26 protein-coding genes are annotated in these 23754 nt (G+C 62.8%); 13 read left to right on the top strand and 13 right to left on the bottom strand.

Annotation, left to right across the window (positions count from 1 at the left end):
- Positions 1-26 precede the first annotated feature (26 nt).
- Positions 27-434 (bottom strand): DUF3224 domain-containing protein, encoded by a 408-nt coding sequence (locus tag HWX87_RS07725; protein WP_176046574.1) that lies wholly within the window; start codon positions 432-434, stop codon positions 27-29.
- Between the two features lie 213 nt (positions 435-647).
- Here HWX87_RS07725 and HWX87_RS07720 point away from each other — a divergent pair, with 213 nt between their 5' ends.
- Positions 648-1247, top strand: coding sequence for an HD domain-containing protein (locus HWX87_RS07720; RefSeq protein ID WP_244137623.1), 600 nt, complete (start codon positions 648-650; stop codon positions 1245-1247).
- Between the two features lie 10 nt (positions 1248-1257).
- Here HWX87_RS07720 and HWX87_RS07715 read toward each other — a convergent pair whose 3' ends face one another.
- A complete protein-coding gene (locus HWX87_RS07715) occupies positions 1258-2238 on the bottom strand; it encodes a YafY family protein (RefSeq protein ID WP_176046572.1) in 981 nt (326 codons plus the stop codon).
- A 99-nt stretch (positions 2239-2337) separates the two neighbouring features.
- Here HWX87_RS07715 and HWX87_RS07710 point away from each other — a divergent pair, with 99 nt between their 5' ends.
- Positions 2338-3000 carry a glutathione S-transferase family protein gene (locus tag HWX87_RS07710; protein WP_176046571.1) on the top strand — a complete coding sequence of 221 codons (663 nt, stop codon included), beginning with the start codon at positions 2338-2340 and terminating at the stop codon, positions 2998-3000.
- A gap of 75 nt (positions 3001-3075) precedes the next feature.
- Here the strand turns inward: HWX87_RS07710 and HWX87_RS07705 are convergent, their stop codons facing one another.
- Positions 3076-3906, bottom strand: a complete 831-nt coding sequence (locus HWX87_RS07705; RefSeq protein ID WP_176046570.1) for an alpha/beta hydrolase — start codon at positions 3904-3906, stop codon at positions 3076-3078.
- A gap of 168 nt (positions 3907-4074) precedes the next feature.
- Between HWX87_RS07705 and HWX87_RS07700 the strand changes: the two genes are divergently transcribed.
- The 4 genes from HWX87_RS07700 to HWX87_RS07685 all read left to right on the top strand — a co-directional run bounded on the left by HWX87_RS07700 (position 4075) and on the right by HWX87_RS07685 (position 7511).
- Complete coding sequence (locus HWX87_RS07700) at positions 4075-4524, top strand: MerR family transcriptional regulator (RefSeq protein ID WP_176046569.1); 450 nt, start codon at positions 4075-4077, stop codon at positions 4522-4524.
- Between the two features lie 176 nt (positions 4525-4700).
- Complete coding sequence (locus HWX87_RS07695; RefSeq protein WP_176046568.1) at positions 4701-5618, top strand: acetoacetate decarboxylase family protein; 918 nt, start codon at positions 4701-4703, stop codon at positions 5616-5618.
- 43 nt (positions 5619-5661) lie between these two features.
- Positions 5662-6906, top strand: coding sequence for a saccharopine dehydrogenase NADP-binding domain-containing protein (locus HWX87_RS07690; protein WP_176046567.1), 1245 nt, complete (start codon positions 5662-5664; stop codon positions 6904-6906).
- 125 nt (positions 6907-7031) lie between these two features.
- Positions 7032-7511: a MerR family transcriptional regulator gene (locus tag HWX87_RS07685; protein ID WP_176046566.1), complete on the top strand. Its 480-nt coding sequence runs from the start codon at positions 7032-7034 to the stop codon at positions 7509-7511.
- A gap of 20 nt (positions 7512-7531) precedes the next feature.
- Here HWX87_RS07685 and HWX87_RS07680 read toward each other — a convergent pair whose 3' ends face one another.
- The gene (locus HWX87_RS07680; RefSeq protein ID WP_176046565.1) at positions 7532-8215 is read right to left on the bottom strand and encodes a type 1 glutamine amidotransferase domain-containing protein; all 684 of its coding nucleotides are present in this window, start codon (positions 8213-8215) and stop codon (positions 7532-7534) included.
- Between the two features lie 132 nt (positions 8216-8347).
- A complete protein-coding gene (locus HWX87_RS07675; protein ID WP_176046564.1) occupies positions 8348-9001 on the bottom strand; it encodes a TetR/AcrR family transcriptional regulator in 654 nt (217 codons plus the stop codon).
- Between the two features lie 99 nt (positions 9002-9100).
- Here HWX87_RS07675 and HWX87_RS07670 point away from each other — a divergent pair, with 99 nt between their 5' ends.
- Complete coding sequence (locus tag HWX87_RS07670; RefSeq protein ID WP_176046563.1) at positions 9101-10576, top strand: coniferyl aldehyde dehydrogenase; 1476 nt, start codon at positions 9101-9103, stop codon at positions 10574-10576.
- Positions 10577-10628: 52 nt separating this feature from the next.
- Here HWX87_RS07670 and HWX87_RS07665 read toward each other — a convergent pair whose 3' ends face one another.
- Entirely contained in the window at positions 10629-11507 is an 879-nt protein-coding gene (locus tag HWX87_RS07665; protein ID WP_176046562.1) for a LysR substrate-binding domain-containing protein, read from the bottom strand.
- A 132-nt stretch (positions 11508-11639) separates the two neighbouring features.
- On the opposite strand from HWX87_RS07665, the gene HWX87_RS07660 reads away from it, so the two are divergent.
- Positions 11640-12272, top strand: coding sequence for an NAD(P)H-dependent oxidoreductase (locus HWX87_RS07660; RefSeq protein WP_176046561.1), 633 nt, complete (start codon positions 11640-11642; stop codon positions 12270-12272).
- 27 nt (positions 12273-12299) lie between these two features.
- Here the strand turns inward: HWX87_RS07660 and HWX87_RS07655 are convergent, their stop codons facing one another.
- Complete coding sequence (locus tag HWX87_RS07655) at positions 12300-12917, bottom strand: LysE family transporter (protein WP_176046560.1); 618 nt, start codon at positions 12915-12917, stop codon at positions 12300-12302.
- 67 nt (positions 12918-12984) lie between these two features.
- Between HWX87_RS07655 and HWX87_RS07650 the strand changes: the two genes are divergently transcribed.
- On the top strand, positions 12985-13908 hold the full coding sequence (locus HWX87_RS07650) for a LysR family transcriptional regulator (protein ID WP_176046559.1): 924 nt from the start codon (positions 12985-12987) through the stop codon (positions 13906-13908).
- A gap of 158 nt (positions 13909-14066) precedes the next feature.
- Here the strand turns inward: HWX87_RS07650 and HWX87_RS07645 are convergent, their stop codons facing one another.
- The 5 genes from HWX87_RS07645 to HWX87_RS07630 all read right to left on the bottom strand — a co-directional run bounded on the left by HWX87_RS07645 (position 14067) and on the right by HWX87_RS07630 (position 19261).
- The gene (locus HWX87_RS07645) at positions 14067-14387 is read right to left on the bottom strand and encodes a hypothetical protein (protein WP_176046558.1); all 321 of its coding nucleotides are present in this window, start codon (positions 14385-14387) and stop codon (positions 14067-14069) included.
- Positions 14388-15365: 978 nt separating this feature from the next.
- The gene (locus HWX87_RS37975; protein ID WP_244137642.1) at positions 15366-15767 is read right to left on the bottom strand and encodes a hypothetical protein; all 402 of its coding nucleotides are present in this window, start codon (positions 15765-15767) and stop codon (positions 15366-15368) included.
- A gap of 491 nt (positions 15768-16258) precedes the next feature.
- Complete coding sequence (locus HWX87_RS07640; protein WP_176046557.1) at positions 16259-17272, bottom strand: 2,4-diacetylphloroglucinol hydrolase; 1014 nt, start codon at positions 17270-17272, stop codon at positions 16259-16261.
- A 122-nt stretch (positions 17273-17394) separates the two neighbouring features.
- Positions 17395-18081 (bottom strand): hypothetical protein, encoded by a 687-nt coding sequence (locus HWX87_RS07635; RefSeq protein ID WP_176046556.1) that lies wholly within the window; start codon positions 18079-18081, stop codon positions 17395-17397.
- Positions 18068-19261, bottom strand: a complete 1194-nt coding sequence (locus tag HWX87_RS07630; RefSeq protein ID WP_176046555.1) for an MFS transporter — start codon at positions 19259-19261, stop codon at positions 18068-18070. The genes HWX87_RS07635 and HWX87_RS07630 overlap by 14 nt, the downstream gene beginning before the upstream one ends.
- A gap of 104 nt (positions 19262-19365) precedes the next feature.
- On the opposite strand from HWX87_RS07630, the gene HWX87_RS07625 reads away from it, so the two are divergent.
- Both HWX87_RS07625 and HWX87_RS07620 read left to right on the top strand, forming a co-directional pair.
- Positions 19366-20112, top strand: a complete 747-nt coding sequence (locus HWX87_RS07625; protein ID WP_208456520.1) for an IclR family transcriptional regulator — start codon at positions 19366-19368, stop codon at positions 20110-20112.
- A gap of 446 nt (positions 20113-20558) precedes the next feature.
- Positions 20559-21773, top strand: a complete 1215-nt coding sequence (locus HWX87_RS07620; RefSeq protein WP_176046554.1) for an MFS transporter — start codon at positions 20559-20561, stop codon at positions 21771-21773.
- A gap of 42 nt (positions 21774-21815) precedes the next feature.
- Here the strand turns inward: HWX87_RS07620 and HWX87_RS07615 are convergent, their stop codons facing one another.
- Positions 21816-22619, bottom strand: coding sequence for a glutathione S-transferase family protein (locus HWX87_RS07615; protein WP_176046553.1), 804 nt, complete (start codon positions 22617-22619; stop codon positions 21816-21818).
- 284 nt (positions 22620-22903) lie between these two features.
- Here HWX87_RS07615 and HWX87_RS07610 point away from each other — a divergent pair, with 284 nt between their 5' ends.
- Positions 22904-23281 carry a RidA family protein gene (locus HWX87_RS07610; RefSeq protein WP_176046552.1) on the top strand — a complete coding sequence of 126 codons (378 nt, stop codon included), beginning with the start codon at positions 22904-22906 and terminating at the stop codon, positions 23279-23281.
- Positions 23282-23380: 99 nt separating this feature from the next.
- Entirely contained in the window at positions 23381-23713 is a 333-nt protein-coding gene (locus tag HWX87_RS07605; RefSeq protein ID WP_176046551.1) for a cupin domain-containing protein, read from the top strand.
- The last annotated feature ends 41 nt before the right edge of the window (positions 23714-23754 follow it).

Below are 23754 nucleotides of genomic sequence, written 5' to 3'. Positions count from 1 at the left end.
GTCCCAGCGCTAACGCCGTGAGCGACTCACTGTGCCGCATCAGGCAATCCATAGTCGAAGCTGTATGAATGCCGGCCGTTGTCGATATGGATGATCATCGAACCGGAAAGCCCCAGCAGTTCCCCCGTCCCGGAATCGGGCACGACGGTGATCGACTGCGTCGGCTCCCCACGCGTCATCGTGGAGCTGTGCTGCAGGACGAAGCTGCCCTGGCGCCCGCCGAGCACACCCTGTACCGTTTCCATCGCCACATAGCCTGCCGAACCCTGGACGCTGCTGCGAAACGCGAGCATCTCGCCGTGGCTGACGGCTTCCAGGTCGCCGTGAAACTGCTTGTCCAGCGACATGCGGCCGAGCCCGGAATTTTCCGCGACGGTGCTCAGGGATTCAGGATTCAGCTTCACTTCGAACGGACCGTTGGCCAGCAGTTTCATTGCAGCGCTCCTCGTTGAATGGTCACTCCGCACTATAAGCCAGCCGGTTCCAGCCGGAGGGAACGATTTGCTTGACGCGCGGACAGCGCGGAAGCCGGATGCGACGTCGGGTCCTGACCGTGTGGCGCATGGGGGATAATCGGCTTCCAGTCGTCGACCATCCGCCCCGTGACTACCTCTGCGTTTGCCCCCTTTCAGGATCTGGCTCACACCTTGCTCGCCCATTGGCACGACGCCCATGGCGACGGTTCCCATGACACGTCGCATCTGCAGCGCGTGTGGAAGAATGCCGCCGCGATTCATGCCGAGGAGGGCGGCGATGCCGAAGTGCTGTGTGCGGCAACGCTGTTGCATGACTGCGTAGCGGTCGAGAAGGATTCTCCGCTGCGCGCACAGGCGTCGCGGCTGTCGGCGGAAAAGGCGCGGCGGGTGCTGAAGTCGCTCGACTGGCCGGATGCGAGGATCGACGCCGTCGCACACGCGGTCGAGGCGCACAGTTTTTCCGCCTGCATTGCGCCGAAGACGCCGGAAGCCAAGGTGCTGCAGGATGCAGACCGGCTCGATGCGATCGGCATGGTGGGCGTCGCGCGCTGTTTTTACGTCGCGGGCCGGATGGGCAGCGCGTTGTATGACCCGGCCGATCCGCATGCAGCGGATCGGGCACTCGACGACACGCGATTCGCGATCGATCACTTCCGCACGAAACTGCTGAAGCTGGCAACCGGTTTCCAGACCGTCACCGGTACGCGCATGGCGATCGTCCGTCGCGATCGGTTGCAGCGATTTCTCGACGAGTTTTCCGACGAGATCTGAAGGCGATGCTTCAATCACCGCCGGATCGATAAAGCGCTGTCACTTGCGACAACTCGTCGATGAACTGATCCTTGAGCGCCTGCGGCCCGAGGATCTTTACGTGCGCGCCGAAGCCCAGCAGCTTGCGCGCACCATGCTCGATCGATTCGATCGGCATCAGGAATGCTTTCCATCCTGGCGGCACGTCCGTGCCGTGTGACGCTTCAGAAGCCGGTTCGGTCTTGATCCGCGCATTGGCCAGCCACGTTTCGCCGCGCGGCGATACGGCGATATGGGCGGTCAGCCGATGGAGATCGGCTTCGTACCGGCTCATCGCGTCACGCCAGTGCGTGGCCAGATCGAATCGCGCAGGGCGCTTGAAACGGCGGCGCGTCGCGTTGAGTTCGCGGATGTTCGCGAGCCGGAAGGTGAGCGCGCCGGGCTTGCCGACCACCTTCGCAATCAGGTACCAGGCGCCGCCCTTGAGCACGAGGCCGAGCGGTTCGAGCGCGCGGCGGGACAAGCCGCGCCAGCTCTGGTACGTGACGTCGATCCGGTACGCACCCCACACCGCGTCGGCGGCTTCACGCAGGAACTCGGGCGTTTCCTGCGCGCGGTACCAGTCCACGGTATCGATGTGCAACCGGCTGGCGACGCGATCGGCCCGCTCGCGCGAGGCCGGCGGCAGGCTGGCAATCATCTTCAGCCGAGCGGAAGTCGCCATGCCGTCGAGCCCCAGTTCGCTCGCCGGCCCGGGCAAACCCGCCAGGATCAGTGCGTGCGCTTCGTGTTCCGTGAGCCCCGTGAGATCGGTGCTCCAGCCGTCGCGCAACTGAAATCCGCCGTTGCGGCCGCGATCGCCCCAGATCGGTACACCGGCCGTGGAGAGCTGGTCGATGTCGCGCAGGATCGTGCGCTCGGACACCTCCAGCGCTTCGGCCAGCGCCGGCGCGGTCATCCGGCCGCGCGCTTGCAGCATCATCATGATCGACAACAGCCGGCTCGCTTTCATACGCGACACGTTACCTCAAATACATGACATCAGGTGTCATGTTTTTGGGCTTATGCTTTGCGGCATCCCTGACCCATTCCATTGAAGCGGAGACGAACCATGAAGATCATTTCAGGACCGCTGAGCATGTTCGGCGCCAAGGTCGAGATTGCTGCGCACGAGAAGGGCATCGACTTCGAGCTGGTGATGGTGCCGTTCAGCCAACAGCGCGGCTACGACCCGAAGCATCCGGACGTCTTGCGCATCAATCCGAAGCGCCAGGTGCCCGTGCTGATCGACGGCAATCTGGAGATCTTCGATTCCACGCAAATCTTCGAATATCTAGAGGACCTGAAGCCGGAGCCCGCGTTGTGGCCGGCACAACCTGCGGCGCGCGCCGTTGCGCGTCAGCTCGAACACGGCAGCGACGAAGTCTATTTCCCGCATGTCGTCCGGCTGATGGGGCTGGAGGGCACGCCGGACATTCCGGCGGCGCAGGCCGCGCGTGCCGAAGCGGCCCAATACTATCGGCGCATGGAGCGCGTGCTCGCGGAGCGGGACTTTCTGGCCGGCACGTACTCCTACGCCGACATCGCGTTCTACATGGCGCAATTGTTCGGTGCGCGCAAGGGCGCGCCGATGACTGACGAAACGCCGAAGCTGCTGGCGTGGCGCGAACGGATGACGGCGCGTCCCGCCGTGCGCGAGGTGGCCGGTGCGATGGCGGCGTATCTCGCGTCGATTGGCGAAGCGGTTCCCGATTTTCTTCGCGAACGTCGGTAGCCGCGTTCGGCAGCCGTTCAGGGCGGCCTTCAGCCCGCGACTCCAGCCTGAAGGCCGCACCGTCATCCGCCGCGTTCAGCTGCGGATGAACGCGAGCAGATCGGCGTTGATCGTATCGGCGTTCGACGTCGGCATGCCGTGCGGGAACCCCGCATAAACCTTCAGCGTGCTGTTCCGCGCCAGCTTCGCCGACAGCAGGCCGGAATCGGCATACGGGACGATCTGGTCGTCGTCGCCGTGCATCACGAGCACCGGAATCGTGGTGCTTTTCAGGTCTTCGGTGAAGTCGGTCTGCGAGAACGCGACGATGCCGTCGTAGTGCGCCTTCGCGCTGCCCATCATGCCTTGTCGCCACCAGTTCCAGACGACGCCTTGCGACGGTGTCGCGCCGTCGCGGTTGTAGCCGTAGAACGGGCCGGCCGGCACGTCGTAGTAGAACTGCGCGCGATTCGCCGCGAGTTGCGCCTGCAGGTTGTCGAACACCTCTTTCGGCAGGCCGCCCGGGTTGCTGTCGGTCCTGACCATCAGCGGCGGCACGGCGCTGATCAGCACGGCCTTGGCGACGCGGTCTTCGCCGTGGCGCGCGACGTAGTGGATCACTTCGCCGCCGCCGGTGGAGTGGCCGACGTGGACGGCGCCCTGCACGCCGAGGTGGTTCACGACCGCGGCGACGTCGTCCGCATAGTGATCCATGTCATGACCGTCCCAGACCTGGCTGGAGCGTCCGTGGCCGCGACGGTCGTGCGCGATCACGCGATAGCCCTGGGCGAGGAAGAACAGCATCTGCGCGTCCCAGTCGTCGGCGCTGAGCGGCCAGCCGTGATGAAAAAAGATCACCTGGGCGTCGCGCGGACCCCAGTCCTTGTAGAAGATGTCGACGCCATCTTGCGTCGTGACGTATCCCATGTCTGCTCCTGTTCGGTGGGCGATATCGATTCGTGACGGTCTTTCCGGGTGCCGCGATCGCCAGGCCCGTGCAACGTGCGCGACGGCATCGGCCGTCCGTCCGGCTTGGCGATGCAGTCACTCTAGGTTTAAAGTTAGGTTTAATGTCAACACGCTGGCGAGGCAGGTATGAGAATCGGGGAGCTCGCGAAGCTCAGCGGTCTTTCGGCATCGCGGATCCGCTTTTACGAAGCTGAAGGGCTGATCACGGCCGTCGAGCGCAGCACGAACGGCTATCGCGACTACGCCGAGAGCGCCGTGTGGATGCTCGAGATCATTTCCAGCGCGCAAAGCGCGGGTTTTTCGCTCGAGCAGATCCGTCATCTGCTGCCGGTGAAGGCCGGCAACTGGCAGCACGACGGGCTGGTGGCGGCGCTCGAACGGAAAGTCGCCGAGATCGAAGCAATGCAGAAGCGCCTCAAGGAGAACAAGGCGCAACTGCTGGTCGCGATCGACAGCATCAGGAACCGGCCGACCGACCTGAACTGCACCGAACGCACACGCTGGGTGATGGACCGGCTGCGCGATCGCGGCGTCGTATCGATCCGCGGCAAGGGGCGCCGCACGACGGCCAAATGATCCGCCGGCACGGCGGCGATCGCCGGAAATCGTCTCGAACGACGTCCGACGCGTTCCTCTATTCCGGGCCTTGACCTTAAAGTTGACTTAAAGCTTAGAGTGCTTGCTGACGGCAGTGAATCAGCAGGCTTCGGGTGTTGCCTGCCACGGTCAATCATCGACGAGAGGCGACGAGCATGGACAGGCGTTTTACACAGGTCGAATTCGGGCCGCATACGGTCGACGTGCCGGAAGGCGGGTACTACGACCGGTTCCGGATGAACCCGGACCTGGACGAAGTGGCGCGCGACCCTGCCGCGGGGAACATCGATTTTTTCCGCCGGATTCCGAAGCGTCAGGTCGCCTCGCGAGTCGGGCCGACCTGGGCGCCGAACTTCTATTACCGCTCCAGCAGCATCCAGCTGCTGTTTCTCGCGCCGCTCGAACGCCTGCGGACCACGCTGCCGGTACCGCTCGAACCGCTGCGGGCGCTCCCCGGCTACGGGCTGGTCGCGCTGACGTTCTTTTCATATTCGGTGTGCGACAACGATCCGTATGACGAAGTATCCGTCGCGGTGGTGATCCGCCGGCCGGGTGCGAAAGGATCGCCTGCGCGGGAGCTGATCGATTCGATGCGCCGCCGCAGTTTCTTCGCGCACGTGCTGGCGCTGCCGGTCACGACGGAAATCGCGCGAGTGCGTGGCGTACACGGTTATCAGTTGCCGAAATGGCTCGCCGATATCGACGTGAACATCGGCGCCACCGCCCGAGCAAGCATTGCCGGCCCCGGTGGCCGGCCGGACCTGAGCCTGAGCGTGCCGCTGCCGACGCTGACCACCGTGCCATCGCAATCGCACATGGGCACGACGACGATGGTCAACCGCATCGACGGCGAATGGCATCAGTCGACGGTGCAGACCAACATGCTCTCGTTCGCGCAGCGCCTGCTGCCGCGCAACGTCGAGCTGATTCGGCACGGCGGGCCGTTGAGCCAGTTGCTCGACGGGCTCGGTGCGTCGACCATCATGCGGCTCGACGTGGTCAAGGACGCGCAGCTGGTCCTGAACCTGCCGACGCCGTTGAAGACCTTCGATGAACCCGGAAAGTCACGCTAACCATGCGGATGCGCGCGACACGCGCGCACCGAAGGAGACGCCCATGCCGCAACCCGCCTACGATCTCGTCGTATTCGGCGCCACCAGTTTTGTCGGGCAGATCCTGACCCGCTATCTGTCCGACTATCTGTCGAGCGCAGGCGAGACGCTGCGCTGGGCGATTGCCGGCCGGTCCGACGCGAAGCTCAGGCAGGTCAGAGAGGCGCTCGGCGCGGCCGGGCAGTCCGTGCCGATCATCGTCGCGGACGCGGCCGACGAAGCGCAGCTTCAGGCGCTGTGCGCGCAAACGCGGGTGGTCGTGTCGACCGTCGGGCCATACGCTCTTTACGGCGAGCCGCTCGTCAGGGTCTGCGCGCAAACCGGCACCGACTACTGTGACCTCACCGGCGAGACGCAGTGGATCAAGCGGATGATCGACCGGTACGAGCCTGCGGCCCGGCAATCGGGCGCGCGCATCGTGCATTGCTGCGGCTTCGATTCGGTGCCGTCGGACATGGGCGTTTTCTTCCTGCAGCAACAGGCGCGAGAGCAGTGGGGCGTGCCGGCCGGGCAGGTGAAGATGCGCGTCAGGACGCTGAAGGGCGGCGCGTCGGGCGGCACCGTCGCGAGCGTGATCAACGTCGTGCGGGAAGCGGCGGCCGATCCCGCGTTGCGCAGGGAGCTGCTCGATCCTTATTCGCTGTGTCCGCAGGGGCATGGCTTTACGGCGCGGCAGCATGTGGTTCGGTCTGCCGAATTCGATCGCGATTGCGACGCATGGATCGCGCCGTTCGTGATGGCGGCGATCAACGAGCGCGTCGTGCACCGCTCCAACGCGCTGGCTGGCAATGCGTACGGCAGCCGCTTTACCTACGACGAGGCCGTGATGACGGGGGCGGGCCTGAAGGGCCGCCTGACCGCGCTGACGATGGTCGCGGGACTCGGCGCGTTCATGGTGGGCGTCCTCATCAAGCCGGTACGCATCCTGATGGAGCGCTTCCTGCTGCCGAAGCCCGGCGAGGGGCCGAGCGTGGCGGCTCAGCAGGCCGGCCGCTACGACTTGCGTTTCTTCGGCCGTGCCGACGACGGGCGGACCGTGCGCGTGAAAGTCACCGGCGATCGCGATCCGGGTTACGGCTCGACCGGCAAGATGCTCGGGCAGGCCGCGATCAGTCTCGCGCTGGATTGCAGCAGTGAAGGTGTCAAGAACGGGCGCGGCGGCGGTTTCTGGACGCCCGCGACGATGTTCGACGAACGCTATGTCGAACGTCTGGTTCGCCATGCGGGGTTGGGCTTCGAGGTGATTTGAGTGCAACCCGGCCTGCCACGGAAGAGGCAAGGATAAAGATCGGATTGCGAATCAACGTGAGGAGACTGCTTGCCGTCACGGTTGGTTGAATGGCCGGATCCGCTCCGGCCGGGGAGTATCGGAACATGAAGATCGGGGAACTGGCGGAACGCACCGGCCTTACCCCTTCGCGCATCCGCTTCTACGAACGCATCGGCCTGTTGACGCTGGTCGAGCGCGAAGCGAACGGCTATCGCACGTATCCGCAGGAAGCGGTGACGGTGCTCGACCTGATCACGGCGGCGCAGAAGGCGGATTTCAGCCTGGACGAGATTCGCACGCTGATTCCGTCCGACTTTGCACAATGGCAATGCGGGTCGTTGCTGGATGCGCTGTACCGCAAGGTGCAGGACATCGAGGCGCTGGAGGCGCGGCTCGCGCGCAGCAAGGCGCACGTCGTCGCGCTGATTGCCGGGATCGGCGCGAAGCCGGATACGGTAGATTGCGCAACCAACGCCAAGCGGCTGCTGTCGGCGATCCCGTCCGCGGATGCGGCGCACACCGGCGCCGCTGTCGCCGCCGACGTGCGTGACGAACCGCTGCCGCGCCGGACGACCGCCCGTTAGGCGGCCGCCGGTGCATCGCGTTACAGCAGCGCGACGACCTGTTCGGCCGTTGCCTTCGCCGATTGTGGATTCTGGCCCGTCACGAGGCGGCCGTCGACGACGACGTTCGACGTGAACGGCAGCAGCGCCTTCTCGTAGCGCGCGCCACGCTGCTGCATCTGCTGCTCGACGTTGTAGGGCACTTTCTTCGCGACGCCGGCGAGGATTTCTTCCATCCACGAGTAACCGGTGATCCGACGCCCGGCGACCAGCAGCGAGCCGTCCGACAGCCTGGCGTTCAGCAGCCCGCAGTAACCATGGCAGACCGACGACACGACGCCGCCGCGCTCGTAGATCTCGCGCGTGAGCCGCTGTAGCCCCGCATCGTCCGGGTAGTCCCACATGACCGCATGGCCGCCGGTGAAGTAGATCGCATCGAAATCGGCCGGATCGATTTCGTCCGGGCGCGCGGTGTTCGCGAGCAGCGCCTCGTTGGCCTTGTCGGCGCGCCACGCTTTCGACGCGGCGTCGGCATGCGGCCATTTCAGCGAGCGCGGCTCCAGCGGCGACACGCCGCCCTTCGGGCTCACGAGCCGCTGCTCGTAGCCTTTCGCCGCGAAGATCTCGTGGGCATGGGTCAGCTCCGACAGCCACAGGCCGGTCGGCTGCGACGGATCGGCGTAGTGCGCGACATTGCTGACGACGTGAAGGATGCGCCTGGTCATGATGCGGTTTCCTCTTGATCGGCCACGGGCGGACGTCGTCGACGCGCCGCCGGATTGTCGGATGGCAGTACCCATACCCATGGCCTCGATACGCTGCCAAGGCAAACCATAACCCTTAAGTGAAGTTTAAGGTCAAGACCTTTTCGCCTTGGTTGCGCGCGTGCGCGTGTCGGGCAGCACGAGTCCGTCCAGCAATGTCGTCAGGGCATCTTCGATCGCATGATCGCCTACCTTCTCGCGCACCAGACGTCCGTCGATCGCGAGCATCGTCAGGCCATGGAGATGGGCCCAGCACGCGGTTGCCTGGCCGAGCGCCGAGCGCGGGCGGATCGTGCCGGCGCGCTGGCCGTGCTCCAGGATGTCGACGACCAGCAGGAAGGGCGCCTGCACCCGCGGATCGAGATGAATGTCGGACGGCTCCCCGGCATCCGCGGCGAACATCAGGCGATACAGGTCCGGGTTGCGCTGCCCGAACGCGAGATGGGCATAAGCGAGCGCCAGCAGCACGTCCGGTGCGCCCGCTGCGGGATCGATGGATGCGGCAAGTTCGTCGCGCAGGCGATCGAAACCGATCAGCGCGAGTTCGTGCAGCAACGCGGCCTTGTCGGGGAAATGCCGGTACGGCGCGGAGTGGCTGACGTTCGCGCGCCGCGCGATCTCGCGCAGCGTGAACTGCCAGCCTTGCTGCTCCTGCAGCGTGTCGAGCGCCGTTTCGATGATCGCGCGACGCAGATCCCCGTGGTGATAAGTCTTTTGCCCGGCGTCCGCATCCCCATCCGACGACATCGTGTTGCTCCTATGTTGACAAGGAACACATTGTGGTCCTATGATCCGTCGCATGCAAGTTGACAGTGTCTACATCGACGCAACCTCGTGAGGTCCACCATGGCCGTTTCCGCAGAATCCAGCTCGAGCATCGACCCGGCGGCGTTGCTCGCCCGTCAGCGCAAGGCATTCGTCACCGAGGGGCCGCCGGGGATTCAGCAGCGCAAGGCGAAGCTCGCGCGGCTGCGTGCCGTCGTGCTCGCGCATCGCCGCGATGTGGAAGAGGCCATCAGTGCCGATTTCGGGCATCGCTCGCATCACGAAACCGCGATCATGGAACTGATGGGCGTGGTCCAGGCGATCGATTACCTGACGCGCAACCTGCGCCGTTTCATGAAGCCGCAGCGCCGGCACGTTGGTCTCCTCTATCGGGCCGGGCAGGCGCACGTGGAATACCAGCCGCTGGGTGTGATCGGCGTGATGGCGCCGTGGAATTACCCGTTCGCGCTGACGTTCATTCCGCTGGCCACCGCGCTGGCGGCCGGCAACCGCGCGATGCTCAAGCCGTCGGAGCTGACGCCGCGCACCAGCGAAGTGATGCGCCGGATGCTGGCGGACACCTTTCCGAGCGAAGAAGTCGCGGTCGTGCTGGGCGGCCCGGAAGTCGGCGCCGACTTCAGCGGCTTGCCGTTCGATCATCTGCTGTTTACCGGCAGTACGCAGGTGGGCCGCAAGGTCATGAAGGCGGCGAGCGACAATCTCGTGCCGGTCACGCTCGAACTGGGCGGCAAGAGCCCCGCGATCGTCGCGAGGGGACATGTCGATGGCAGGACGATGTCCAGCATCGTGTTCGGCAAGCTGTCGAACGGCGGGCAGACATGCGTGGCGCCCGATTACGCGCTGGTCCACGAAGACGATCTGGAGGCGTTCATCGCACAATACGATGCGGCCGTCGCGCGGTTCTATCCGGACGGGCCGACCAGTCAGGATTACACATCGATCGTCAGCGACCGGCATTTCGATCGCCTGAAGGGACTCGTCGACGAAGCACGCAGCAAAGGTGCGCGCGTGATCGAGGCGGGCGTGAACCCGCGGCACGCGGCGACCCGCAAGCGCACGCTCGCGCCGACGCTGATCGTCGGGGCGGGCGACGACACGGCCGTCATGCAGGAAGAAATCTTCGGGCCGATCCTGCCGGTGCGCACGTATCGCACGATCGACGAGGTCGTCGACTACGTCAACGCGCGCCCGCGGCCGCTGGCACTGTATTACTTCGGTGTCCGGGACGGCGATTGCGAGACGCTGCTGACGCGCACCACGTCGGGCAATGTCGGCATCAACAACACGATCCTGCACGTCGCGCAGGAAGACCTGCCGTTCGGCGGCGTCGGGCCGAGCGGGATGGGCGCATATCACGGCATCGAGGGATTCCGAGCGATGAGCCACGCGAAAGGCGTGTTCGTGCAGGGCCGCTGGAGCCTGCCGACGCTGCTGCGCGCGCCGTTCGGCAAGCTCGCGGATGTCACGCTGGCCGCGCTGCTCGGGCGCGGGCAGGAGCCTGCCGGCGGGCGCGTTGAATGGAGTGCGAAGCGGTGAGTCGGGCGGGGCGCGGAGCGTGCCCCGCGGGTATTCTCGCGAGCGCTGTTCGTCAGGCTCGATTGCGTTTGCCAGCGGCTGTTCGAACGGCGCTTTCGTCGACAATCGTCGCCGCGAATTCGACGGCCGCCGGTACCGCGGCGTCGTGCATCATCACGAATTCCATGTCCGGCAGCTCTGGCAATCCTTCGGATACGCCCAATTCACGGAGCGTGTCGTCGATCGCGCTGCGCGGCAGCGGCGCGATCGCGATGCCGGCGCGCGCGAACGTCAGGATGCCGGCGACGCTCGGGCTTTCGCACGCGATGCGGTAGCCCATGCCGGCCAGCGCGAGCGTCTTGATGGCGGCGCCCCGGTACGGGCACGGATCGGGGAAGCAGGCGAGCGGCACGTCACCTTCCGGAAGCGGCTCGTGGCGCGCGAATGCCCAGACGAGCGATTCCCGCCACAACGTCGTGCCCTGGCCCGAATGCGAGCACCGGCTGCCGATCACGAGATCGAACTCGCCGTTTGCGTGACGTCGAAACAGGCTGTCGCCGATGTCGACCACCAGATCCAGCCGCAGGCCGCGTTGCGCGGCGCAATAGCGGCGTATCACGTCGGGAAGCCAGTCTCCGGCAAAGTCTTCCGATGCACCGATCCGCAGTTTGATGTCGACGGCGTTGCCGGTTCCCAGCCTCGCCCGTGCCTCCTCGCTCAGATTGAGCATCGCGCGCGCGTAGCCGAGCAGTGTCTCGCCATGCGCGGTGAGCGTGACGCTGCGCGTATTGCGCACGAGCAGCGCGCGGCCGACCTGTTCTTCGAGCCGAACGATCTGCGCGCTGACCGCGGATTGGCTGAGGTTCAGACGGTGACCGGCGCCGGTAAAGCTTCGCACGTCGGCGACCGCAACAAACGTATGAAGCAGCGTCGTGTCGAGGGGAGGGCTCATTGATTACCAATCCGGGTTAATTCGATCAATTAATATCGTTTCCGGATTATAGGCCGGCCCGATAGGCTGCGAATCGCAGTGGGCGATCGCGCATCCCGTGCGTCGCCGTCACTCGTCGCAAGGATCGGCTCCATGACACGCGTGCTTTATATCGAAGGCTCCCCCAACAAGGCATATTCGGCGTCCATCGACGTGTGCAGCGCATTTCTCGATGCGTACCGGCACGCGCATCCCGATCACGAGATACGGACGCTCGACATCTGGAACGTGACGCTACCGGAATTCGATGCAGCCGCGCTGGCCGCGAAATATGCCGGACTGAGCGGCGCGGCGTTGACGCCGGAACAGGTCGTGGCGTGGCAGCAGATCGAACGGCTCGCGGCGCCTTTTCGCGAAGCGGACAAGTTCCTGTTCGGCGTGCCGCTGTGGAATTTCAGCATTCCGTACAAGCTCAAGCACCTGATCGACGTGATCTCGCAGAAGGATGTGCTGTTCACGTTCGACGGATCGGGGTTCAGCGGCAAGCTGGCCGGAAAAAAAGCGGCGGTCGTATACGCGCGCGGGCTCAGCTACGAGGCGCCGGGTTCGTTTACGCCGGCTGCCGAGTTCGACCTGCAGCGTCCGTATATGGAAATGTGGCTGAAGTTCGTGGGCGTGACGGACATCACGGGGATTGTCGTCGAACGCACGTTGTTCGGTCCGGACGGAAAGGTCGATCGCAGTCGCGCGATTGACGAAGCGCGGACGATCGCGCGCGCGTTCTGACGTTGCAACTCGTCGCGGGCGGTGAGGTCAGCGCCCGCCGCGCGCGATGGCGAGCGCGACACCGAAGCCCACGAGCAGGCATCCGAAGGTGCGGTCGATCCAGTGGCGCAGGGACAGCAGGCGATCGCGGACAACCGTCGCTGAAAAACAGACGGCCACCAGGCTGAACCAGCCGGCATGCGCCACCGCGATGAACGAGCCATAGCCGATCTGTACGATCAATGGCGTGTCGAGCCGGACTGCCTGCATGAACAGGCTGACGATGAACACTGTGGTCTTGGGATTCAGCGCGTTGGTCAGGAAGCCGGTGCGCAGCGCGGCGAGATCGGACAGCGGCGCTGCCGGTGTGTCGGGTTGCCCGTCATGGGCCTTGGCCATGAGCATCTTGACACCCAGGTAGATCAGGTAGATCGCGCCGATCAGCTTGACGGTGTTGAAGAGCCACAACGATTGGCGGATCAGCAGCCCGACGCCCAGCAGCGTGTAGCTCACGTGAACCGTGACGCCCAGCCCGATTCCCTGCGCGGTGAGCACGCCGGCGCGGCGCGACAGCAACAGGCTGTTGCGTGTGACCATCGCGAAATCCGGGCCTGGGCTGATGACGGCCAGCAACGTGATGGTGACTACAACTATCAGTTCGGTCATTGCCTTTTCCTTGCGACGGGAGTCTTGATGGCAGAATATTAGCGACCGTGTTTCATCAGGAAAAACGATGATTTCTGACCAGGATGGTGAGGCCGACTCACAGTCGACTCGTACGAGCCTGCCTTCGCTGATGGCGTTGCGCTGTTTCGAGGCGGCGGCGCGTCACGAGAATTTCAGCCGCGCCGCCGACGAGCTGTGCCTGACCCACGGCGCGGTCAGTCGCGCGGTGCGTCTGCTCGAAGACGATCTGGGTGTGGCGTTGTTCCTGCGGCGCAGTCGTCGTGTATTCCTGACCGATGCGGGGCGCAAGCTGGCGCAGGCCGTCCATGACGGCCTCGGCCTGATGCGTCACGCTGCGCGGGAGTTGCGTAGCGAGGCTGCGCGTGCGCGGCGATGGGTGCTGTCATGCGAGCCGACGCTTCTGATGCGCTGGCTGATCCCGCGCTGGCCGGATTTCCAGGCGCGATATGCGGGTGTCGATATCCACCTGGTCGCTGCGGGCGGGCCGTTTTCGTTTGACAGCGGGATCGACATGGCGATTCGACGCAACGATTTTGCGTGGCCGGCGGAGTATCACGCGGCGCCGTTGTTCGCTGAGCGGGTGGGGCCGGTTTGCCGGGCCGACAAAGTCGGTGCGTGGTTTGCCGCGCGTCGCGGTGCGCGTTCGTTGAAGCAGGATGCGGCGCTATTGCATACGCGGACCCGGCCGGATGCGTGGAAGGAATGGGCGGCGGCGGCCGGTCAGCCAGCGGCGGGCGGGCGCGGCCAGATGTTCGACCATTTTTACTTCAGTCTGCAGGCGGCTGTCGCGGGGCTGGGGGTAGCGATCGGGCCGTGGCATCTCGTGCGCGACGACGTCGAAAGCGGTGTGCTGGTCGCGCCGATGGGGTTCGTCGAGGATGGTTCGCATTACTGCCTGTTGACGCCGACGCCAGTGGTGGAAGGGAGTGCGCAGGCGGAGTTGTTGGAGTGGTTGCGGGCGGAGGGGTGACGAGGGGAAATCGGATGCGCGGTAAATGGGGGCTGGTGCCCGGAGGTGGGCGGTGGGTGGTGAACTTGATTGGCTGGTAGCGACCACTCCGGTGGTTCGGTTTGCTACAAAGCGGCCGTTCAGCGCCAAAAACGCTGGCGTATTGAGCATTTCAACTACTAGCCTCTAACCATACCTTGTCGTCGCCGATTCCCGTAAATTTCGGTTTTCCAATTAAGTAGCAATTCGGCGACGCGCTTCGAATGTTCCGGATTTGCGTTCAGGCCCATGCTCTCGGTCGCGACGCTGTCTAAGTACGTCGCGAGGTGCGCCGCGTCCATTTCCTCCCGCAGCATGGCAAAAACCCTGGGCAGATAGCCTTGATATTCGTCGCGTGCCGCCGGACTGGTTGCGACGCCAATTGGGTCCCATACGTAGTGCAGAACCTCATCCACTCGCCTGTACAGCTCCAGCTCGGAATCGCTCAATTTCTGGCCCATCGCACATTTCCTTTTGTTTGCGCCCGGCCTTCCACAGACCGGCACGGTAATTGTCGATAATCTAGGCACTGACGTCGACCGACTGCTCGTGGGCGGTCGCTGTCACTCGCCAACGCCAACAATTGGCCGAACGACGAACTTTGCGCAGACGCGCCCGGACCGCTGGTAAACTCGGGCAACCGACATGGTCAGCCTCGCAGAGAGAAGTATTTCGATGGGAGGGGATGATGCTTAAAACTCACAAGTCGCTTGGTGTAGCAGCCTATCTTCTTCTGCTCTGCTTGAATCGCAACGCGCTTGGGGCCGGGGTGGACTCGTTTGACGAGCGATATCGCCTTGGGCAGATGGCGGAGGAGAATGAGCCGACCCGCAGCTATATCAGGCACTCGATGCCTCGAGCAGTCGGTCCCGCAGCTGGCCAGGCAATGCATGATTGCCTGGAACCTTCCGGAGCCAGCACTACGCCGTTCAAGGTAATCGCCGACATCTCCGGGGATGGTCGGTTCACCCGCATCGCATTTGAGCCCAAGACGGACACTGCTGCCTGCTTCGCGGCTGCAATGACCTCATTTCAGGCACCGCCACCACCGCCAACCCAAGATGGCGGGCCGCTCCCAATCTCCATCTATATGACGATTGTGCCCTAGCGGGCGGAATTCGTGGCCAATGTGAAGGCCCGAGTAACCCACGTGCACATAAGTGCATTGCCATGAGCAACTCCGGCGCGATGTTTTTCGTGTTATTGCCATGGCCCCAAGTTGTGAGGCGCCTTCAATTTCAGCGGAATTTTGGAGCCCGGAATTGGCGGCGATCTACCCAATGGCCAGGAATGACCGCTCCTTGCCGCGCCCTGACGCTGGCGGATGTAACCAACGCGAGCGCTTGTTGTCCATGCGCTACCTCCCGATCATGCAGCATCACCACATTGCGGAGTCTCTTTCCGCGTGGGCCGATGGGTTCGGAAAGTCAACGGACAAGCTATCCGAAAACCCGAGCCCATACGGCCCGAAGGCGTCGTGCGCGATCTTCGAGGAGATATGAGGCCGCCAGCGTCAAGAGACCTGAAATTGCACCGGTCACGATGTGCTCGACGTAAGGGATACGATAGTGACTCGTGTGCGAGTAGGCGTCGCCCAACGTTGTCAGGACACCCACGACCAGCGCATTGCCGTATCGATGCGCGTAGAGTTTCACCGCCGGCGTGAAAGTCAAAAGTACAGCCAGGAGTCCCGTAAGCAGGCCTGTATGAAATGCAATAGTCCAGTGGGCAAGGCTCATGATATTGCCCCAGCTCCCCGGCATGCAGGTCATGCACGCACTGGTCGGCTGCCAGAAGCGCTGGATAAACAGTCTGACGCGGTGCTTCCACTCGGTTGACATCATGCGTTCCCGTCAATGCTGTCGTTATGGCCGACGCCATCACACCTAATGTTGAAGCAGTTCGCCAACCCTTTGACGAGCTTGCCGCCGCCGTCACGGATGGGTTGGTGGTGAGCCGTAAGTCCGAGCAATAACCTGGACATGGTGGAATACTACTCCACGATCAGAAGGCCTCAGTTTCGATCGAGACCGGAATTCGACGCTTGCGGCTGTCGCTGCGGTTTCGTTCATGACGGGTATCGAACGATGCGTTTTGGCGCGAAGGCGACGTTCGGCAAAACGTCAGCAAAGCGGTCCGACGTCCGCTTCGACGGCAGGGCGAATTGTCTCCGCGCCTTCGAAGCGCTGGCACGCGATTTCCGGTTCGGAAGCAATGGAGGGCCAGCCGATTACCGTCGGCAGGCGTGGCGTGCCGCCGGCTGCGTAATTGGCCCTCCATGTGCGTAAGTCATGTCCTGTTCCCTGCGCCCGCTCGGGCGCAGGGAGCGGACTTAACCGGCGTACTCCCGATAGATGTCAGGAAGAAACTGACCAAGACACGTAAATTCGGTCATGTCGTGCAGCGCCATCTCGTATGCGAAGTTTTCCAGCGCCGCCTTGTCCAGGCCCATCTTCCTCGTCAATTCTCGCGACAGATGCGCGCCCCCCGGGAATTTTTTGAACCGGTCGAACGAAGCATGCGTCCCGATCCAGTAACGATTGATCATTTCAAGTCCAGCCGGGGTATCCCGTCCCAGATGGATCATCAACACGAGCGGCGTGTTCCTTGCCGAGACGGGCGAAACAATACCGCTTGCATTGAATGTGAACCGGTTCGCGTCCAGCGCGCTGCGCTTGACGCCAAGACTCTCGGGAGTGTCGAAGCTGATGATGCCGTCGAGGAGCATGTTCCCGATGTACTCGGTGACGTGATTGGGATTGCCGTAAAGGCGTTCACCGTAGCCGAGGCTCGTGTCTGACAGCCGTGCTGGGTCTGCGACCGAGTTATGGATATGCGCGTGCGGGAACCACAGCATGTATCGCTCGCTTTCGATGGGGTGCCATGTGAACCACCATTCAAACATCTTGGCCGTCACGCCAGGGAACACGTGCCGACTCTGTGCGTACGCCAGCGGCCCCTCTTCGACGAGGGCATAGCCTGACACCGGGGCCTGCTCGAAAGTTCGCATCATGGTGTCGAGCCCGTCCACGGATGGCGGTATGACGTACTCCGGCGGAAGCGGTCCTTTTTCCAGGGCGTTGACCATGTCGACAGGTGCAACCAGATCCTTCGTGAAATATTTCGCGTAGGGCTTGGATTCGACAAGGCGAGCGTTGAGCGGCCAGCGCTTTTGCATGGGAACCTGGAAATACGTTATCAGCGTGCGGTCGGCATTGCGCTGTCCCGCGGTAGCGGTCGACGCGGCATGCACCACACCGGAGGACAAGGTGTTTGCCAGCGCGGCACCGGCGAGAAGTGCCGGGCCGCTTCCGAGAATTTTCCTTCTCTTGAGATCGAATTCCATTTTTTGATAAGTAGTACTTTATGTTAAGAAAAAAGAATGATTGAAGCACCGTTCAATCCCTGGTCAGCTGTGCGGCCGCGCAAGAGAATCCGCGATCGCTGCCACTGTCTCGCGCATGCGCCCTACCAGGGCAGCGCGATATCTAACGTGTCCCGATGTTTCCCGATGTATACCGACGGCAGGAATCGCGAGAGGAATACGAATTCGTTATAGCAATGCATGAGCGGTGCTTCCGCGAACGAGTCGGGGAACAGTTCTTTAATCTGCGAAGGCGAAAGTCCCATCGCAGGCAGATCGTGTCCCATGTAAAAGTGGCTGCGCAGAGCGAACCCCCATTCGGTATCACGGCCGATGTGCAGGAGCCGGCTGCCGATCATTTCACCGTCTTTTCCGCGAATCGTTTCGGGTGCGCTGCCGACGCGCGCGCATACCGCGGCAGATATGAAGCCGTCTTTCCGCGCCGTGTGATAAGCGTTCGCATCAAAGAATTCGGTGGCGCTGCGGAACTGGATCGCCAGCTTTTGCGACGGCAGTGCGGTGAAGTACTCTTCCGCATGGTGGATGGAACCGACATGGGTATCATCCGTTCCCTCGCTCCAGCTGCTCGATACGTGATCGACTGGATGCCACCAGATGTAGCGCTCGGTGTCGGGGCGCGAGCGGAACCACCATTCGAACATTTCGCCTGTGCAATTGTGCAGATCCGTTCGGCAGGCGACATGAACGGTACCGTCGTCAAACCGCTCATAGCCCGTTTCGAGCTTCAATGGCGCGGGATCGAGAAGGGGGGCAACTTCAGTCAATTTCATTGGCAGACCTTTGGAGAGCCGAGGTGTCGGGTTGGGCCTTGTGAAACTGCGCAACCCAGGAGATGGCCACAACGGCTGCCAGCACAGCCGCCGCAGAAAAGATCCTGACGTAGCCTCCAGGCACGAACTCCATGAAGGAGGATGCGAATTGCCCGAGGAAGATGGCGACGGAAAGAAGGGCAAGGTTGCGACCTCGCGCAGCCGCATTGCTGCGTTCGACGGTCATGTGATTCACAAGCGGTGTGAGCAGGCCGAAGCCGGCACCCAGCAGTACCCCGCCAGTGAACAGAACCGGCATTCCGTCCGCCATTGCGAAGCAAAGATGTCCCAGCGCGTAGCACGCGAACGCGATCGCGAGCGTGGCGCTTTCGCCGACCCGCCGCACGACCCTCGGGAGTATTGCTGCGAGGAGTACGGCGATGAACGAGACGAAGGAAAGAAAGTAGCCGACTGCGGCTTCGGAGAATTCGACTCCGCCAACGCCGGCTCCGAGCCGGAACGGCAACACGATGACGGCCGTAAAAAAGCACAGCATCCCGAGAAGCGCTGCGCCGAATACCTGCGGCATTCTGCCGGGCGCTGCATCCTCGTGGGTGCCGGCCCGCTCCGTGATCGCATCGTGGCGTCGTTTGGGAACGAACGCGATCACCATCGCCAGAACGACGAGCGCGACAAGATAAAGACCGAACGGAGCGGCCCATCCGATATGAGTCAGCGCACCGCCTATCGTCAGGAAAACAACCCCGCCCAACTCGATGGCCATGCCCTGACGCGCAATCATTGCGAGACGCGCGTCGCCGCTATAGAACTCCGAGATCAGCGTGGTGCCCGCGGCCATGACCAGGGCCGTCGCGCCACCAAGCAGGAACCGGTCGACAAGGACGACCGGCCCGCTGAGTAACGCGCCACCGGCGCCCAGTACGGCGTACAGCGCCAGTCCAATGACCAGCGCACGGTAGGCGCCCGCTTTGCCGATGAGGTTCCCGGCTGCAGCGCCGAATACCACCACGCCCAGCGACGGGAGCGTAACAAGCCAGCTTGCAGCGCCGGCGACATTCAGCGCCGGTGCAATACTTGGCAGGCCGGGGACGATGACACAGCCGACCATGATGGTCAGACACGCCACAAAGAGAAGGGTGAATGCCCCTGCTTTGCCGAGCGGCTGAAACGAGTTGTGCATAAAAGCTCCGTATCGATCGTACCGTTAAACGATACTGTGGTACCATTGATCGGTACGAATCAAAGTCTCATCCTGTTTTAGGGATATGTCAAGGGAGTCGTGAAGTGGTGGACGAAGCAGCGGACAATGGCGGGAAACAGGTCGTCGCGCGCGCGGCAGCCGTGCTTCAGGCGCTGGAAGGGCAAACGACCGGGCTAAGCCTGGGCGACATAGCAAAAGCGACGGCGCTTCCCAAGAGCACCGTCCAGCGACTCGTGGGCGCGCTCGAAGCACAAGGTCTGGTCGTTGCGGGGCAGTCGGGTGTGAGACTTGGCCCCGCCATCACCCGGCTGGCGGCGTCGATACATACCGACTTCGTCGCGATTGCGTCACCGTTTGTCGAGGCGGCATCAAAGCGAAGCCGGGAAACGGTCGACTTTTCGGTCTTTCGGGGATCACACGTACTGTCGGTCTTTCAGCACTCGTCGGATCGTGAACTGCGAGTCGTTTCACCCGTCGGCACGGCGTTTCCGGTCTACTGCACGGCGCACGGCAAGGCGATTCTTTCCCTGTTCACCGATGACGAAATTCGCACGCTACTGAGGAACGATCTCGCGGGTCGAACGCCCCGCACGATTACCGACATGTCGGCGCTGTTGCAGGAAATCGCCGAAGTCCGGGATACCGGCGTAGCGTTCGATCGTGAAGAGCACGAAGAGGGCGTCTGCGGAATAGGTGCGGTTGTCGAATGCGGTACGAACGAGCGGTATGCGCTCTCCATCGCAGCACCTGCCGTTCGCTTCGAACGGGATCTCGGTACGCTGAAGGCGACGCTTCTTCGATGCAAGGCAGAGATCGAGGCTCAGGCCTGATAATTGTGCGAGCGTCGCCTCGCCTGGCTGGCATGCGCGAGTCCGCAAAGTCGCGCGTTGGGGGCGCGCGAATGACTGTGTGAGGCAAAGACGAACGACTGCAGATGGCCAACTGCGGCCAGACGCTATTCGCGCTGGCCACCCCACAGGCCTTTTCCTTGATGTCGCAAGACGGATAACTCCGCGCCTCGACTCCGTGACGCGTGCTCTCGATTCGTGAAGCTTCCCCACAATCTCGCGAGGCGCCCCTCATATAACTGTGCAGAAGCAAATCGGCGCCACTGTACATTTCATTGCGCTTTTACATAAAACACACTTCCCGTGAATACCGGGGCCGGGAATTTGAAAACGTCCATCGTCCCGCTATATGCAGTCAAGCAAGCCGATGAAAGAAAACCGCTCCGCTCACGACATCGCGGCGGCGATAAAAACCGGACGCCCATTCCATGAACACACCCGCTGACCCACTGCCGTCATCGCTTGGTGCCGCCACGTTCATTCCATTTCTCGGTGCGAGCATCGCGCTTGCCGCCGCATACGGTGCGAGCTTCCTGCTTTCCGAGCATTTGCGTCATTGCGGACTCGATGTGTCAATGGCAGGGGCAGTCATCTCGACCGGCATCCTGACCATGATCGTCAGCTCCCTGCTTGCCGGATGGATCGCGCAGCGAATCGGGCTGATGCGGACGATCGTTGCCGCCGCCGTCGTGATGTCCCTTTCCATGCTCGCGTTCAGCCTGGCCGCGATCGATCCGGCGATTGCGTTTATCGGTGGTCTGCTGCTCGGAATGGGATGGTCGGCGTTCTACACCCTCGCGCCGCTTCAAATCATTCATCATCTGAGGCCCGACGCACGGATCAAATACCTGACCTTGCTGTCGGGCGGTCAAATGGTCGGGCTCGGTCTCGCGTCTCCGGTCGGCCATTTCGTTGCCAGTCGATTCGGGTCGTATTCCATCGTTTATGGCGGCCTGGCGTGCATCTGCCTGATTGCAGCCGCCGCATTCTCCGCGGTCGGAAAACAGTCGGCCCACACGCTGACACCACAAATGACCGCAACCGGCCTGACGCCTGCACGGATCGCCGAGATCCTGCGCAACGTGACGCGGCTGCCGATCATCATGATTGCGCTCGCCGCTTGCGTCTTTTCCGCGCTGTCGAATTTTCAGGCGACCTATGCGGAATCGCGCCACCTGTCGCCGGACCTGTTTTTCGTGACTTTCACGCTGACGACCGTTGCGTGCCGCTTCACGCTGGCGAAAACGATCAGCCGCTTGCCCGTTCGAAAACTCGCTTTAGCGCTATTCAGCGCCACGCTCCTTGCGCTGGTGCTGTTCGTCTCCAACCGGGGCAACGAAACGCTGTACGTGATCGGCTCGATCATCTTCGCAATCGGCTACGGGCTCAGCTATTCCACGTTGAACGGCATGGCCGTCAATCTGGCCAGCGAAAGGGGATTGTCCGCATCGGCGAGTTCCCAGGTTTTCACGATTGCCTACTTCATCGGCTTGTTCGGGTTTCCATACATGGCGGGCGTACTGGTTACGCGCGGCGGCGTGAATCTGATGATCGATGCGACCATCGCCGTTGTCGTCATCAACCTGTTGATGCTCACTCACGCCAGCCTGCGAACCGTCAACGCGCAGACTGCGGCGCGCTGACGGACGCAAGCGATCAGTTTATTGGATGCCTTCTGGAAGTCGTTACTCGGCGCTGCAGTTCCATTCTTGCGGAGCGGTATGCGTACGGTCGCGTTCTTCCGCGTACAAGCGCAACGCAAATTGTCCGGCGGCCGTATCCCGCAAACGCAGGACTTCGTCACGCATCGCGGCGGGCACGTGATCGAGCGCCGGGTAAGCCGCGCGATAGCCGGGCGGAAAGAGCACGGGCGCGGCGAGTGCCGCGAATGTCAGATCGGCGGCCGTGAAGCGTTCGCCGACCAGGAATCGTCGGCCATCGGCCAGCCGTCCGTCGATCTCCGTGAAGACGCCGCGTACGCGTTCGATCGAGCGCGTGGCGCTTGCCGGCGTAATCCTGAGCGCCGCACGAATGAGCCGCTCGACGCCTGGCAGAATGATCGGCAGCAATACGGCTTCGAACCGCGGCACGCCTCGTGACATCACGTGCAGCAGCAGGCTGCGCTCCGGCAGCAATTGCGCATACGCCCAACGCCTCGCATGCGGGCCTAGCACTTCGTCGAATTGCGTCTCGAGCGCCTCGACTTCCGGCCGCAAGTCGACGTCGCGCGGGTACAGGCAATCGCCGCCGTGAAGCAGATCGATATGTACGAGGATATCGGTGGAGTCGGTGAAGCGTGCGCCTCGATGAAGCAGCAAGGGCACGCTGCTGCCGCCATTGGGTATCGTGGCCAGCCGGTGCAGCAGCGGGGCATGCGGCTGTTCCTGGTAGGCCAGCTCGAGCCTGTCGAGCGCCCACCGCGCCTTCTCGCTGTAATGGCTGTGCGGCATCGTGATCAGTACCGCTGGATGAACGCTATCGGTGCTCATTGATATCGCCCTCGCTCGTCACTGCATCGCGCATGCGATAAATGCGGGTTGCCTTCCGAATTGTGGCAAGTTCGAAGAACCGCTTCAAGGCGCTTTCCGTGTGCCGGCCCGTGGTCGTCGCGAAAGGTCGGTTCAAAGCCTGAGCGTCCGTCTAACTGCAGACGAAAGCGATCGATTCCAGCGTTGGAGATCTCTCGGTCTCCGGAATTGGCAGCGCTGTTGTTCCGCGATACGCTCGTGAGCGATGATCGACGCAGATGCCAGGCCGGTCAAAGGAGAGTCAAATGGCGATCGAATATATTGCGGAGCGCAATCCGCTGACACGAAACCTGCCGCGCTCGCTGGCGACCAAAGCCGGCGACCTGGTATTCGTATCCGGTCAGGTCGCGAGAAACGAAGACGGGAGCCTCGTCACCGGCGGGATCGACGCGCAGACGCGCCGGACGTTGCAGAACGTCGCGCACGTACTGGCGCTGGCCGGATGTACGCTGGACGACGTCGTCAAAACCACCGTATGGCTTGAAGACGCAGGCGACTTCGCGGAATTCAATCGCGTTTACGCAGAATTCTTCCCCGGGAACAAGCCGTCACGATCGACATTGCAGGCGACGAATATGGTCGGCACGAAGATAGAAATCGAAGCGATTGCATGCAGGCCTTGAATGCCGCCAGCGGCGCGGCAACAGCTGGACTGCAGTGAACTGTTTCCGGCGCCTTTAAATCCGCTTTCATCATCAGAAGGTCAATGACGAGGTCGAGCGATGCAACTTCAAACCGGTAACCTTTTCGGCGTCGACGGGCAACGCGGCGGCGACGAGCGGATCGATCTCCTCGTCACGGGGCAGCGCCTGAATGTCGAGCGGATCGTGTCGATGGGGCACGCGAGCCCGGATGGATTCTGGTATGACGACTCGCGTGCCGAATGGGTCGTATTGCTGTCGGGAGCGGCCGTGCTCGAATTCGAAGAAGATTCGACACGGCACGAGATGCGCCCGGGCGACTATGTGCTGATCGAGCCGCATTGTCGCCATCGCGTTGCGTGGACGCATGAAGAAACGCAAACCGTGTGGCTTGCGATTTATTACGAACGATGAGGAAAGAATGGGCGTGCGACGTGCCGAATGACGCAAATCGG

Origin of the sequence: Burkholderia sp. BCC1644, from assembly GCF_902833225.1 — a bacterium.
GTDB lineage: Bacteria > Pseudomonadota > Gammaproteobacteria > Burkholderiales > Burkholderiaceae > Burkholderia.
Note: the sequence above shows the minus strand (reverse complement) of the source record. Positions and strands in the feature narration are given on the sequence as shown.

What these genes read in the sequence shown, in the direction of transcription:
- HWX87_RS07615 (WP_176046553.1), bottom strand. Translation starts at nt 22,619, where the DNA reads ATGAGCACCGATAGCGTTCATCCAGCGGTACTGATCACGATGCCGCAC.
- HWX87_RS07705 (WP_176046570.1), bottom strand. Translation starts at nt 3,906, where the DNA reads ATGGGATACGTCACGACGCAAGATGGCGTCGACATCTTCTACAAGGAC.
- HWX87_RS07635 (WP_176046556.1), bottom strand. Translation starts at nt 18,081, where the DNA reads ATGAAATTGACTGAAGTTGCCCCCCTTCTCGATCCCGCGCCATTGAAG.
- HWX87_RS07645 (WP_176046558.1), bottom strand. Translation starts at nt 14,387, where the DNA reads ATGGGCCAGAAATTGAGCGATTCCGAGCTGGAGCTGTACAGGCGAGTG.
- HWX87_RS07660 (WP_176046561.1), top strand. Translation starts at nt 11,640, where the DNA reads ATGACACGCGTGCTTTATATCGAAGGCTCCCCCAACAAGGCATATTCG.
- HWX87_RS07620 (WP_176046554.1), top strand. Translation starts at nt 20,559, where the DNA reads ATGAACACACCCGCTGACCCACTGCCGTCATCGCTTGGTGCCGCCACG.
- HWX87_RS07680 (WP_176046565.1), bottom strand. Translation starts at nt 8,215, where the DNA reads ATGACCAGGCGCATCCTTCACGTCGTCAGCAATGTCGCGCACTACGCC.
- HWX87_RS07630 (WP_176046555.1), bottom strand. Translation starts at nt 19,261, where the DNA reads ATGCACAACTCGTTTCAGCCGCTCGGCAAAGCAGGGGCATTCACCCTT.
- HWX87_RS07640 (WP_176046557.1), bottom strand. Translation starts at nt 17,272, where the DNA reads ATGGAATTCGATCTCAAGAGAAGGAAAATTCTCGGAAGCGGCCCGGCA.
- HWX87_RS07675 (WP_176046564.1), bottom strand. Translation starts at nt 9,001, where the DNA reads ATGTCGTCGGATGGGGATGCGGACGCCGGGCAAAAGACTTATCACCAC.
- HWX87_RS07685 (WP_176046566.1), top strand. Translation starts at nt 7,032, where the DNA reads ATGAAGATCGGGGAACTGGCGGAACGCACCGGCCTTACCCCTTCGCGC.
- HWX87_RS07690 (WP_176046567.1), top strand. Translation starts at nt 5,662, where the DNA reads ATGCCGCAACCCGCCTACGATCTCGTCGTATTCGGCGCCACCAGTTTT.
- HWX87_RS07700 (WP_176046569.1), top strand. Translation starts at nt 4,075, where the DNA reads ATGAGAATCGGGGAGCTCGCGAAGCTCAGCGGTCTTTCGGCATCGCGG.
- HWX87_RS37975 (WP_244137642.1), bottom strand. Translation starts at nt 15,767, where the DNA reads ATGTCAACCGAGTGGAAGCACCGCGTCAGACTGTTTATCCAGCGCTTC.
- HWX87_RS07695 (WP_176046568.1), top strand. Translation starts at nt 4,701, where the DNA reads ATGGACAGGCGTTTTACACAGGTCGAATTCGGGCCGCATACGGTCGAC.
- HWX87_RS07610 (WP_176046552.1), top strand. Translation starts at nt 22,904, where the DNA reads ATGGCGATCGAATATATTGCGGAGCGCAATCCGCTGACACGAAACCTG.
- HWX87_RS07605 (WP_176046551.1), top strand. Translation starts at nt 23,381, where the DNA reads ATGCAACTTCAAACCGGTAACCTTTTCGGCGTCGACGGGCAACGCGGC.
- HWX87_RS07650 (WP_176046559.1), top strand. Translation starts at nt 12,985, where the DNA reads ATGATTTCTGACCAGGATGGTGAGGCCGACTCACAGTCGACTCGTACG.
- HWX87_RS07655 (WP_176046560.1), bottom strand. Translation starts at nt 12,917, where the DNA reads ATGACCGAACTGATAGTTGTAGTCACCATCACGTTGCTGGCCGTCATC.
- HWX87_RS07725 (WP_176046574.1), bottom strand. Translation starts at nt 434, where the DNA reads ATGAAACTGCTGGCCAACGGTCCGTTCGAAGTGAAGCTGAATCCTGAA.
- HWX87_RS07665 (WP_176046562.1), bottom strand. Translation starts at nt 11,507, where the DNA reads ATGAGCCCTCCCCTCGACACGACGCTGCTTCATACGTTTGTTGCGGTC.
- HWX87_RS07715 (WP_176046572.1), bottom strand. Translation starts at nt 2,238, where the DNA reads ATGAAAGCGAGCCGGCTGTTGTCGATCATGATGATGCTGCAAGCGCGC.
- HWX87_RS07670 (WP_176046563.1), top strand. Translation starts at nt 9,101, where the DNA reads ATGGCCGTTTCCGCAGAATCCAGCTCGAGCATCGACCCGGCGGCGTTG.
- HWX87_RS07710 (WP_176046571.1), top strand. Translation starts at nt 2,338, where the DNA reads ATGAAGATCATTTCAGGACCGCTGAGCATGTTCGGCGCCAAGGTCGAG.